The sequence below is a fragment of the Enterobacter sp. Sphag1F genome, from assembly GCF_014193275.1.
Lineage (GTDB): Bacteria > Pseudomonadota > Gammaproteobacteria > Enterobacterales > Enterobacteriaceae > Pantoea > Pantoea symbiotica.
Genome location: NZ_JACHZD010000001.1, coordinates 261,117 through 272,822, shown reverse-complemented (window position 1 = coordinate 272,822; position 11,706 = coordinate 261,117). Strand labels below are relative to the sequence as shown.

Genomic DNA, 11,706 nt, shown 5'->3' with positions numbered 1-11,706 from the left:
CACAGCGATAAGGTCGCGATTTATTTTAGTGATCGAAAAAATAAATTATGTGATGTTTGTCAGCTATTTCGAGCGTAACGGCGCTAATGTGCACTTTTGTTCGTTATTCATGCGTTCACGTAGATATTTGTAAATGTAATAAATTTTTTTGACGTCGTTGATGTAACTGATACATTAGCGTTCTGTTTTTTATTCAGGAGTACCGGGCTTCAGCTCACCTTTATGGACCGTCACCGACGTCGCTCAACATGTTCTCAGCGTTTTTCCGCGCCTGCTTCCACGCTCTTCAGCGTTATCACCACCTGTAACGATCTCTCGTCTCGCCCTCTGGTGCAGATGCAATTTCGTGCGCCTTCACGTTCGGTAAGGAGTCATTGATGGAATTTCTCTTCGACCCCTCAATCTGGGCGGGTTTGCTTACGCTGATCGTGCTGGAAATCGTTCTTGGTATTGATAACCTGGTGTTTATCGCCATCCTCGCGGATAAATTGCCGCCGAAGCAGCGCGATAAAGCCCGACTGATTGGTTTGTCGCTCGCCCTGATTATGCGTCTTGGTTTGCTGTCGCTGATCTCCTGGATCGTGACGCTGACGCGACCCCTATTCAGCGTAGGCGATTTCAGCTTTTCCGGACGAGATTTAATTCTGTTGTTCGGTGGTTTGTTCCTGTTATTCAAGGGAACCATGGAACTGCATGAGCGGCTCGAGAACCGCGGACTCGAACATCAGGGCAATAAGAGCTACGCCAGTTTCTGGGCGGTGGTGATTCAGATCGTCGTGCTGGATGCGGTGTTCTCACTTGATGCGGTGATTACTGCGGTCGGTATGGTGAACCATCTGCCGGTGATGATGACTGCGGTGGTAATCGCCATGGGCGTGATGCTGCTGGCCTCGAAACCGCTGACGAATTTTGTTAACGCACACCCAACGGTGGTGGTGCTGTGTCTGAGCTTCCTGCTGATGATTGGTCTGTCGCTGGTGGCTGAGGGCTTTGGTTTCCACATTCCTAAAGGTTACCTGTACGCGGCGATTGGCTTCTCGATCATCATCGAGCTGTTCAACCAGATTGCGCGCCGTAACTTTATTAAGCATCAGGAACATCGCCCGATGCGTGAACGCACCGCCGAAGCGATTCTCCGTCTGATGGGCGGACGCCAGCGTAAGCAAGCGACGACCACCGAAGAAACCTCGTTGACCGAAGCGATGCCACAGGAAGCGTTTAAAGACGAAGAGCGCTACATGATTAACGGCGTATTGACGTTATCGCAGCGCTCAATTCGCAGCATCATGACGCCGCGCGGCAACATTTCGTGGGTAGATGTTTCGCGTCCACTGGATGAAATCCGTATTCAGCTGCTGGATACGCCACACAGTTTATTCCCGGTGTGTCGCGGTGAGCTGGATGAAATCATCGGCGTAGTGCGTGCCAAAGAGCTGCTGGTGGCGCTGGAACACGGTATGGATGTGGCGATCTTTGCCGCTAATACCCCGGCGATTGTGGTACCGGAAACGCTGGACCCAATCAATCTGCTGGGCGTGTTGCGCCGTGCTAAAGGTAGCTTCGTAATTGTTACCAACGAATTTGGTGTGGTACAGGGCTTAATCACGCCGCTGGACGTGCTGGAAGCGATTGCCGGTGAGTTCCCGGATGAAGATGAAACGCCAGACATCATTGCCGATGGCGACGGTTGGTTAGTGAAGGGCGGTACCGATCTACACTCGCTGCAACAGCTGCTGGATCATCACGAGTTAGTGAAGGCTGATGAAGATCACGCCTCGTTAGCTGGTTTGTTGATTGCGCAGAAAGGTCAGTTGCCGCTGCCGGGCGAAGTGATTGATTTACCGCCGCTGCACTTCCAGGTGATTGAGGCGACCGATTACCGTATTGACCTGGTGCGCGTGACCAAAGATAAGCCATTCGATCACGAAGAACACGCCGAGTAAGTAATCTGATTGATGCGAATAAAAACGGCCACATAAGTGGCCGTTTTTTTATGCGCTTAACTGCGCCTGATGCTGCTCCAGCCACTGCGGGAAATCTTCAATCGGCATGGGACGCGCGTAGAAATAGCCTTGCAGATGGTCGACGCCGCGCTCACGCAGATAGTGCGCCTGCTCGGCGGTTTCCACACCTTCCGCCACCAGCGAAATATTCAGGCGCTGCGCCAGCGAGATCACCATATCAGTCACGGTCGCGTTAATCGCGTCGGTGCCAATGGCGGCAGTGAAAATCTTGTCGATTTTAAGCACGTCCGGCTTGAGGTCTTTCAGATAAGCCAGCGAACTGTGGCCGGTACCGAAATCATCAATTGCCAGACGCACACCAATCTCATGCAGCTGCGACACCACCGATTGATCGATGATCGGCAAGGCATCACGCTCCGTCAGCTCGACCACCAGTTTTGGAATCGGATTGGCGGGCCACCAGATATTCTGCAGGTCTTCCACAATGGCGCGATCGCGGAAATGGCTGGCGGCAACGTTGATGGCAATATGGAACGACGGACATTGCGGCAGGTTGGGCAGCTCATCCACCACTTTCGCCAGCACGAAGCGGGTTAACGGCGCGATCAGGTTCTGGCGCTCGGCGAGCGGAATGAACACGTCCGGCGCAATCCAGCCCTGACGTTGGTTATGCCAACGCAGCAGCAGCTCCATGCCGTCACACTCGCCGCTTTTGGCGTTAATCAGCGGCTGGCAATACACCATAAATTCGTTAGCGGTGATGCCATAACTGATCTGCCAACTGAGGCTCATGCGGTTAGCGGTCGCCAGCCAGACGATATAACCCATCAGCAGGCTCAGCATCAGCGCCAGTGGCAGCTGTGAAGGTAGAGTGTTGAGCGCCAGCCGGGCGGGAGAAGGGCCATACAAGGTGATGCTGAACGGATAACGCAGCGACGCCTGATCGTAAGCCACTTCATCTTCAGAAGGCTCGGTTTGCTCAATCAGCGGATTGCCGTATTCAAGACTTTGACCACCGACGTTGAAGATCGCACGCTCCACCCACGGCAACTGCGGTTCCAGCAGATAATTTGTCATCAACTCAATATTAATGACTTGCAGCAGCCCTTCGCGGTTATCCAGCGATTTTGGTGTCCACAGCAGCAGCACCGGCGATCCTTTCAACAGATCATTATCCGTGGCTAACATCATGCGCTGATTATTGATAGCTAATTCAGGATAGGTTTGGCTGAAAGAGAGGTTTTGCGGGCCGAAAATGCTGGAGCAGTAGAGCGTGTCGTCCTGCACCAGCAAAACTGTGCGCACGGTTTGCAGTGCGGCAATTTTCTCAATCAGCGGATAACGCACCTGCGAGCAAGGTACGCCAACCAGGCCGAGCGTGTTGTTGGCGGAAACATCCAGCGGCGAGAACATACGATCAAAGCGTTCAATCGCGCGGGTGGCGAAATTCAGCGACTGCTGCTCAATGCGCGATTTCTCTTCGATATAGCGAAAAGTCAGCGTCAGGACCAGAACCAGCGAGGCGATCACTAACGCGATAAGCAGTCGCTTACGGCGAAATTGACCCACAAATTGCTGGGGAATGAGCATCAGTAACCACCTTGCAAAACAAAGATTGAAGCCAAATTAACGTGTAGGTTATCGGCATTGAGGCGGCCAGGTTTAGCGCGGCTGAATAAAAAAAACGGCACCAAAAAAAGCGCGGCCATAAAGGGCCGCGCTCAAAATCAATGTATCTGGTTTACTCAGGTTGAGGTAGCAACAGATGCAGAAAAATAGTTAACTGTTGCTTTAATCATCAGCGAAGCGTTAGTCGCACTGGACCTTTATTGCTAATCCGCCGCGCGAGGTTTCCCGGTATTTGGAATTCATGTCCTTACCGGTTTCGTACATGGTCTCAATCACTTTATCCAGCGACACGCGCGGTTCACTGGTGCGACGCAGTGCCATGCGCGCGGAGTTGATGGCTTTCACGGAAGCGATAGCATTGCGCTCAATGCACGGCACCTGAACCTGGCCGGCGACTGGATCGCAGGTTAATCCCAGATTGTGCTCCATACCGATTTCCGCCGCGACGCACACCTGTTCCGGGCTACCGCCGAGCAGTTCCGCCAGACCGGCGGCCGCCATGGAACAGGCCACGCCAACTTCGCCCTGACAACCCACTTCAGCACCCGAAATCGAGGCGTTCATTTTATACAGCACGCCAATGGCGCCAGAGGCGAGGAAGTAGCGGATAAAGATATCGGGCGTAACGGGTTCGATAAAATGATCGTAATAGGCCAGCACCGCCGGCACGATGCCGCAGGCGCCGTTGGTGGGTGCTGTCACCACACGACCACCGGCCGCATTCTCTTCATTGACCGCCAGCGCGAACATATTCACCCAGTCGATGACATCCATCGGATCTTTCGAATGCTTAGAAGATGAAACCAGCAGGCGGCGTAAGGAAGCTGCGCGACGTGGTACGCGCAGTGGGCCCGGCAGCACGCCTTCGGTATTGAGACCGCGATCGATACAGGCCTGCATGGTTTGCCACACATGACCAAAATAGGCGTGAATCTCGTCGCGAGTATGCAGCGCCAGTTCGTTTTTCATCACCAAACCGGACAGCGACAGGCCGCTTTCGCGACAATGGCTGAGCAGCTCTTTAGCAGAGTGGAATGGCCACGGCACAGAAACTTCGTCCAGCACCGGCTGGCCGAAATGCTCTTCATCAATGATGAAACCGCCGCCGATGGAATAGTAGGTTTTACTCAAGATCATCACATCGCCAGCGAAAGCGAACACCGTCATGCCATTCTCATGCAGCGACAGGTTTTCGCTGCGGAACACCATGCCGCCTTCACGGGGGAAATCCACTTCGCGTGCGCCCTTGGCTAACAGCAGACGTTCGCGTTGCTCCACGTCTTTGATGAACGCGGGAATGCCATCGATATCCACGGTGGCCGGTTCGAAACCCGCCAGGCCCATGATAATCGCGATATCGGTGTGGTGACCTTTACCAGTGAGCGACAGTGAACCGTAGACGTCGACCGCTACGCGCGTCACGTCCTGCAATTTGCCTTGTTCGGCCAGCAGATCAACAAACTGCTTGCCCGCTTTCATCGGACCGACGGTATGTGAACTGGATGGGCCGATGCCCACTTTAAACATGTCAAAAACACTAATCACCGGTGACACTCCTCACAAATCTTATTCTGTACGGCAGAAGCCGTTTATGCGGCTAATAGTAATCGCCCATGTCGGATAACGAGCAGCTTTTCGCATGAAATAAACTAATTATAAACCACAGAAATAGTTATCCGTTTCTACAGTTGTGAAGCGGATCGGTTTTCCCGGCGAAAGGCTAACGAAGTGGCGGATTTAGGGCAAATTGCTGGTTAGTTAAGCATTAATATGCATCTGTATGCAGGTGCGCATGAATGCGCACCCTACGAAAAACGCGTCAATCCATTGTAGGGTCGCCATTTATGGTGACCGAAAGGTGCTTAACTGAGGAGCATTAGAGGATTTAAGGTAGGGCGATTTGTTGACCAAGCGCACGAATAATTCCGGCGGTCATGCCCCAGATAAAGTAATCCTCATACCATGACAACCAAACCTGATGTTGGCGATGACCGCGGCGTAAGGTGAGATCGCTGTAACGGCTCAAACGTAGTGCTTCCGCCAGCGGCATGGCAAAGGCGCTTTCCACTTCGTCCGGATTGAGCTGCAAAGCCAAATCAGCTGGAATAATGCCCACTACCGGCGTCACGGCGAAACCAGTGCTGCTGGTTACCGGCGGCAGAACGCCGATGATCTGCACCTGTTCCGGCTGAATTCCCACTTCCTCCTGCGCTTCACGCAGCGCGGTGTGGATCAGCGACGTATCAGTGGCATCCTGCATGCCGCCGGGAAAAGCAACTTGTCCCGCGTGTTTACGCAGGTGCGATGAGCGGCGCGTGAGCAGTAAGCCTGGTTCCGCGCCGTCAATAACCGGCACCAGCACCGCCGCACGGCGTCCGCTGATAGCGCTTTTTGGCACATGCAGCGGCGGTTGCAGAACAAAGCGGCTGAGGAACTGCTCAAGGGTTAAACTCATTTCAGATCTCATCGCGCAGGCTGGGCAAAATACGGTTCACCTTGTGGAAGGTTTCCTGATATTCGGCGTTCAGGTCGCTATCCGCCACTAATCCGCCACCGGCAGAGCAATAAAGCTGGTGGTTCTCCGCAATCAGCGTGCGAATGGTAATGCTGGTATCCATGCGGCCACACAGGCTGATGTAGCCGATGCTGCCACACCACGCGTTGCGGCGATGCGGCTCTAACTCTTCGATAATCTCCATTGCGCGGATCTTCGGTGCGCCGGTAATCGAACCGCCGGGGAAACAGGCGCGCAGCAGATCGGTAGCACTTAGCGTTTCAGGCAAACGTGCACGCACGGTGCTAACCAGATGATGTACCGCCGGGAAAGGCTCGACCACGAACAGTTCCGGCACGCTAACGCTGCCGGGCACGGCCACGCGGCCAATATCATTGCGCAGCAGATCGACAATCATCAGATTCTCAGCGCGATCTTTCTCTGAGTTAGCGAGTTTCTCTGCCTGCAAACGATCGGCTTCGGCAACAGAAAGACGCGGCAAGGTGCCTTTAATCGGACGCGTTTCGATCTCCTGCTGCTGTAAAGAGAGAAAACGCTCAGGCGATAAACTCAGCAGCGCGCTTTTTGGCAAACGCAGGAAGGCGCTGAATGGCGCGCGATTCGCCTGCGTGAGACGCAAAAATGCCTGCCACTCATCGCCGCGATAGCCTGCCTGAAAACGCTGCGCCAGATTCACCTGATAGCAATCACCTGCCTGAATATAGGCCTGCACCGCGTGGAACCGCTGCGCATAGGCGTCAAAACTGAGATTGGATTGCCATTCGCTGGTCAAGGAGAAGGGCTCAGCTTCCGGCGCGGTTTGTGCTTGCAGCCATTGCCAGCGCTGTTCGGCATCGGTGAGTGAAATCAGCGTCAGTTTTTGCAGATGGTGATCGGCGATCAGCGCCCAGTCATAAATGCCCACCGCCATATCCGGCGTGGTGAGATCCTGCTGCGCACGCTGCGGCAGAGTTTCAAAGCGCCGTCCCAAATCGTAACCGAACAGACCCAATGCGCCGCCCTGAAAGGGTAAATCGGCATCAAAAGCGGGCTTAACACCCAGCGCGTCACATTGCTGTTGCACCAGCAGCAGTGGATCGGCGGCGGAGTGAATCACCTCATCACCGCAGGCAATTTCGGTGCTGGCACCGCGTGTGGTTAGCGTGGCGCGCGGATCGGCGGTGAGGATATCAAAGCGGTTATCCGCGTGATCGGCCTGGCCGGAGGTCAGCAACATCGCCCAGCATTGGTGGGCCAGCGGAGCAAAAAGGTGTAACAGCGTTTCGGGCGTATACTTCAGAACGAGGCTTTTTACCATCATGGGACAAATCACTTCAGCAAGCAGGTGGCTAGCCTGACATATTTTTTTGTTGCTGGCACCCGTTTGTTCCACGTGGTAATAATGCGTCCCCCATGCACCAGGAGTGAATTATGTTTACAGGTCTTCCAGCGTTATCCCACGAACAGCAGCAGCAAGCGGTTGAACGCATCCAGGAATTAATGGCGGGCGGTATGTCGAGCGGACAGGCGATTGCTCAAGTGGCGCAGGAAATTCGTCAAACCTATAAAGGTGAAGCAATTCGGGCGATGTTCGAAGACGACGAGGATGAAGAAGACGACAACGAATAACGCCCAAACGGATTTTACAGCGCGGCGATGATTTTAATTTCGACTTTATACTTCGGGTTCATCAATCCGGCCTGCACGGTGCAACGCACCGGCGCATTGCCCGGTGAAACCCACGCATCCCAGGCGCGATTCATCGCCGGGAAATCGCTTTTCTCCACCAGAAAAATGGTGGCGTCGAGGATCTTGCTCTTATCCGATCCCACACGTGTCAGAATGGCGTCAATCACTGCCAACGCATTGGCAGTTTGCGCTTCCGCATCTTCATCCAGATTTTCCGGTACGCTGGTGTAATAGACGGTTTGGTTATGCACCACGGCTTCCGACATGCGGTGCTCCGGATCAATACGCGTAATGGTCATGCTGTTCTCCTTTAATTTTGCTGCGCTAGCCTGCCATATCCCAGGGGCGTATGTCATCTGTTGTGGTTGCCTGCCGGGAATCCTGACATAATTACAGTGGTTTTTATTTTTGATGTGAGGAAGTGTGGCAGACGATTTTGCAGCTGACGGCGCCCTGGCGCAGGCAATTCCGGGCTTTAAACCGCGTGAAGCACAGCGCCAAATGGCCAAAGCGGTCACCGAGGCGGTCAAAAAAGGCGGCGAGCTGGTGGTTGAAGCGGGCACCGGAACCGGTAAAACCTATGCCTATCTGGCGCCGGCATTGCGGGCGAAGAAAAAAGTCATCGTCTCCACCGGCTCCAAAGCATTGCAGGATCAGCTCTATAACCGCGATCTGCCTACCATCGCGCGCGCCCTGAAGTTCAGCGGCAAAACCGCGCTGCTGAAAGGGCGCTCCAACTATTTATGCCTCGAACGTCTTGAGCAGCAGAATCAAACCGGCGGTGATCTCAGCGTACAGGCGCTGGGCGATTTGATCAGCGTGCGCGGTTGGTCGTCAGAAACCACCGATGGCGACGTCAGCAACTGCAACGGCGTGGCCGAAGACAGTCCGATCTGGCCGTTTGTCACCAGCACCAACGATAACTGCCTCGGCAGCGATTGCCCGCTGTATAAAGATTGCTTCGTGGTCAAAGCGCGTAAAAAAGCCATGGATGCCGATGTGGTGGTGGTGAACCATCATCTGTTTCTCGCCGACTTGGTGGTGAAAGAGGGCGGCTTTGGCGAACTGATCCCGGAGGCCGATGTGATGATCTTCGATGAAGCGCATCAGCTCCCCGATATCGCCAGCCAGTATTTCGGTCAGCAGCTGTCGAGCCGCCAACTGCAAGACCTCGCCAAAGACATCATCATCGCCTATCGCACCGAAGTGCGGGATGTGCAGCAGCTTCAGAAATCTGCTGATCGCCTGGCGCAATGCGCACAGGATTTCCGACTGACGCTTGGCGAACCGGGCTTTCGCGGCAATCTGCGCGATTTGCTGAGCGACAACAACATCATGCGTATGTTCACCTTGCTGGATGATGCGCTCGAACTCTGTTACGACGTGATCAAACTTTCGCTGGGCCGTTCCGCGCTGCTGGACGCCGCCTTTGAGCGCGCGGCGCTGTATCGCACGCGTCTGAAACGTCTGCGCGCCATTGATGAGCCGGGCTTCAGCTATTGGTATGAATGTAACAGCCGCCATTTCACGCTGGCGCTGACGCCGTTGTCGGTGGCGGAACGCTTCCGGGAAGTGATGGATAACCGCAAAGCAGCGTGGATTTTCACGTCTGCCACGCTGGCGGTGAATGAGCAGATGAGCCATTTCTCCAGTCGCCTTGGCGTGGATAACGCCACCACCATGATTCTCGACAGCCCGTTCGATTACACCCAGCAAGCGCTGCTGTGCGTGCCGCGTAATATGCCGGAACCCAATCATCCCGGCGGCGCTCGCCAGCTGGCGCGCATGATGAAGCCGCTGATTGATGCCAACAAAGGGCGCTGCTTCTTCCTCTGTACCTCGCACAAGATGATGCGCGAGTTAGCCATCGAGTTTCGTGCGTCGATGACGTTGCCGGTGCTGCTGCAGGGCGAAACCAGTAAAGGACAGTTGCTGAAGCAGTTCCTCGAAGCCGGTAACGCGCTGTTGGTCGCTACCAGCAGCTTCTGGGAAGGTGTCGACGTGCGCGGCGATGCGCTGTCGCTGGTGATCATCGACAAGCTGCCGTTTACCTCGCCGGAAGATCCGCTGCTCAAAGCACGCATGGAAGATTGTCGCCTGCGCGGCGGCGATCCCTTTAATGATGTGCAACTGCCCGATGCGGTGATCACCCTGAAACAGGGCGTGGGGCGTTTGATTCGTGATACGGAAGATCGCGGTGTGCTGGTGATTTGCGATCAGCGCCTGGTTTCACGCCCTTATGGCGGCCTGTTCCTTAACAGTTTGCCGCCCACGCCGCGCACCCGCGATATTGCGCGCGCCATCGAATTTGTCCGTCAGCCAGTGGATCACTAATTTGTGCCAGGCTGTGATAAGATGCGCGCCATTTTGACTCTCTGAGGTTGTTATGTCCGCCCGAATTTTAGCCCTGGACACGGCGACAGAAGCCTGTTCTGCCGCGCTGCAAAATTTGCAGCAGATTGATGCCCGCTTTGAAATAGCCCCGCGCGATCACACCCAACGTATTTTGCCGCTGGTGCAGGAGCTGTTGCAGGCGCAGCAGCTGGATCTGACAGCGCTTGACGTGCTGGCGTTTGGCCGGGGTCCGGGCAGTTTTACCGGTGTGCGTATCGGCATTGGTATTGCTCAGGGGCTGGCACTTGGCGCGAATCTGCCGATGATCGGTGTCTCCTCATTAGCGACCATGGCGCAGGGCGCGTGGCGTTTAACCGGCGCAACCCGCGTGCTGGCGGCGATTGACGCGCGTATGGGCGAACTCTATTGGGCTGAATATCAGCGCGACGAAAACGGCGAATGGCTGGGTGCGGAAACCGAAGCGGTGATCAAACCCGAAGTAGCACAGGAACGTATTGCGGCATTAAGCGGCGAATGGACTGCGGTTGGCACCGGCTGGCAAGCCTATCCGCATCTGTTGACCTCGCCAGGCGCACAGCTTATTGCCTCAGAGGTGTTGTTACCCGCAGCCGAAGATATGCTGCCGCTGGCGCTTAGCGCCTGGCAACGTGATGAAGCCGTTGCGGTGGAGAATGCCGAGCCGGTTTATCTGCGCAATGAAGTGGCATGGAAAAAGTTACCGGGGCGCTAAGTCGCGCGCAACTTATCTTCGCAAGCTCAGTCTAATCAGAGAAATAACAGGAGAAGTGCTATGCCAATAAGTCGTAAAGGGATGTCTGGCGCTCTGTTAGCCTGCGCAATGCTGCTCAGCGGCTGTGTTTCGGTGCCAGATTCAATTAAAGGAAGTTCTGAGCTTCCACAGCAAGATTTACTGCGCGTGATGAACGCGCCGCAACTGTTTGTCGGCCAGGAAGCCCGTTTCGGCGGTAAAGTGGTGAAGGTCACCAATCTTAACGGCTTAACCCGCGTGGAGATTGCGACCCAACCGCTGGATGAGAGCGCGCGTCCGCGTTTGGGTGCAGCCTCGGTTGGCCGCATCTTTGCCGACATCCGTGGCTTTGTCGATCCGGTCGATTTGAATAACCAATACATCACGGTGCTGGGCAACATAAAAGGCATTGAGAAAGGCGATATTGGTAAGGCCAGCTACAACTTTGTAGTAATCGATGTGCGCGGGTACCAGCGCTGGCATCTGACGCAACAGGTGATGACGCCGCCGCAGCCGATTGATCCGTATATCTGGTATGGCCCAACGCGCCATCGTGCGGGTTATTGGGGACCGAATCCCTATTGGGGCATGAACCTCGGCCAACCGGCGCAGGTGCAAACAATCCTTACCGAGTAAGTTTTTTATTATGTTATTTACGGCCCGGTCGCGGTGCTTGCGAACGGGCCTTTTTATTGGGCGCGCAACCGATGCGCGAAATTTAGTGATGCGCTTCGCAACCTGAAAATGCCGAAACAGGCAAACTGGTACAATCAGTTAAAATATTGTTAACAACATTGATTGTCGAGGCGGCGATGGCTACGCAACAA

At 54.8% G+C, this 11,706-nt stretch carries 10 protein-coding genes; 5 read left to right on the top strand and 5 right to left on the bottom strand.

The window, feature by feature from the left end; all coding sequences use genetic code 11:
- Positions 1-377: 377 nt before the first annotated feature.
- Entirely contained in the window at positions 378-1,943 is a 1,566-nt protein-coding gene (locus FHW71_RS01230; protein WP_179450638.1) for a TerC family protein, read from the top strand.
- Positions 1,944-1,991: 48 nt separating this feature from the next.
- On the opposite strand, the gene FHW71_RS01225 is transcribed toward FHW71_RS01230, so the two are convergent.
- The 4 genes from FHW71_RS01225 to pabB all read right to left on the bottom strand — a co-directional run bounded on the left by FHW71_RS01225 (position 1,992) and on the right by pabB (position 7,408).
- Complete coding sequence (locus FHW71_RS01225) at positions 1,992-3,554, bottom strand: EAL domain-containing protein (protein WP_154156365.1); 1,563 nt, start codon at positions 3,552-3,554, stop codon at positions 1,992-1,994.
- Between the two features lie 219 nt (positions 3,555-3,773).
- Positions 3,774-5,138, bottom strand: a complete 1,365-nt coding sequence (locus FHW71_RS01220; RefSeq protein ID WP_179450640.1) for an L-serine ammonia-lyase — start codon at positions 5,136-5,138, stop codon at positions 3,774-3,776.
- A 340-nt stretch (positions 5,139-5,478) separates the two neighbouring features.
- Positions 5,479-6,048 carry a CoA pyrophosphatase gene (locus FHW71_RS01215; protein WP_179450642.1) on the bottom strand — a complete coding sequence of 190 codons (570 nt, stop codon included), beginning with the start codon at positions 6,046-6,048 and terminating at the stop codon, positions 5,479-5,481.
- Between the two features lies 1 nt (position 6,049).
- Positions 6,050-7,408: an aminodeoxychorismate synthase component 1 gene (pabB, locus tag FHW71_RS01210; protein WP_179450644.1), complete on the bottom strand. Its 1,359-nt coding sequence runs from the start codon at positions 7,406-7,408 to the stop codon at positions 6,050-6,052.
- 110 nt (positions 7,409-7,518) lie between these two features.
- On the opposite strand from pabB, the gene FHW71_RS01205 reads away from it, so the two are divergent.
- Complete coding sequence (locus FHW71_RS01205; RefSeq protein WP_008110398.1) at positions 7,519-7,716, top strand: YoaH family protein; 198 nt, start codon at positions 7,519-7,521, stop codon at positions 7,714-7,716.
- Positions 7,717-7,730: 14 nt separating this feature from the next.
- On the opposite strand, the gene FHW71_RS01200 is transcribed toward FHW71_RS01205, so the two are convergent.
- Positions 7,731-8,075, bottom strand: coding sequence for a RidA family protein (locus tag FHW71_RS01200; RefSeq protein ID WP_061718729.1), 345 nt, complete (start codon positions 8,073-8,075; stop codon positions 7,731-7,733).
- Between the two features lie 124 nt (positions 8,076-8,199).
- On the opposite strand from FHW71_RS01200, the gene FHW71_RS01195 reads away from it, so the two are divergent.
- Genes FHW71_RS01195 through FHW71_RS01185 form a run of 3 tightly spaced genes read left to right on the top strand, consistent with a single transcriptional unit; the run spans position 8,200 to position 11,515 of the window.
- Complete coding sequence (locus tag FHW71_RS01195) at positions 8,200-10,110, top strand: ATP-dependent DNA helicase (RefSeq protein WP_179450646.1); 1,911 nt, start codon at positions 8,200-8,202, stop codon at positions 10,108-10,110.
- 52 nt (positions 10,111-10,162) lie between these two features.
- Positions 10,163-10,861, top strand: coding sequence for a tRNA (adenosine(37)-N6)-threonylcarbamoyltransferase complex dimerization subunit type 1 TsaB (tsaB, locus tag FHW71_RS01190; protein WP_179450648.1), 699 nt, complete (start codon positions 10,163-10,165; stop codon positions 10,859-10,861).
- A 60-nt stretch (positions 10,862-10,921) separates the two neighbouring features.
- The gene (locus FHW71_RS01185) at positions 10,922-11,515 is read left to right on the top strand and encodes a Slp family lipoprotein (RefSeq protein WP_008110390.1); all 594 of its coding nucleotides are present in this window, start codon (positions 10,922-10,924) and stop codon (positions 11,513-11,515) included.
- The last annotated feature ends 191 nt before the right edge of the window (positions 11,516-11,706 follow it).

Bases quoted from the DNA above. Each gene is read 5' to 3' on its own strand.
- FHW71_RS01205 (WP_008110398.1), top strand. From the start codon at position 7,519: ATGTTTACAGGTCTTCCAGCGTTATCCCACGAACAGCAGCAGCAAGCG.
- FHW71_RS01225 (WP_154156365.1), bottom strand. From the start codon at position 3,554: ATGCTCATTCCCCAGCAATTTGTGGGTCAATTTCGCCGTAAGCGACTG.
- tsaB (WP_179450648.1), top strand. From the start codon at position 10,163: ATGTCCGCCCGAATTTTAGCCCTGGACACGGCGACAGAAGCCTGTTCT.
- FHW71_RS01230 (WP_179450638.1), top strand. From the start codon at position 378: ATGGAATTTCTCTTCGACCCCTCAATCTGGGCGGGTTTGCTTACGCTG.
- FHW71_RS01215 (WP_179450642.1), bottom strand. From the start codon at position 6,048: ATGAGTTTAACCCTTGAGCAGTTCCTCAGCCGCTTTGTTCTGCAACCG.
- pabB (WP_179450644.1), bottom strand. From the start codon at position 7,408: ATGATGGTAAAAAGCCTCGTTCTGAAGTATACGCCCGAAACGCTGTTA.
- FHW71_RS01185 (WP_008110390.1), top strand. From the start codon at position 10,922: ATGCCAATAAGTCGTAAAGGGATGTCTGGCGCTCTGTTAGCCTGCGCA.
- FHW71_RS01200 (WP_061718729.1), bottom strand. From the start codon at position 8,075: ATGACCATTACGCGTATTGATCCGGAGCACCGCATGTCGGAAGCCGTG.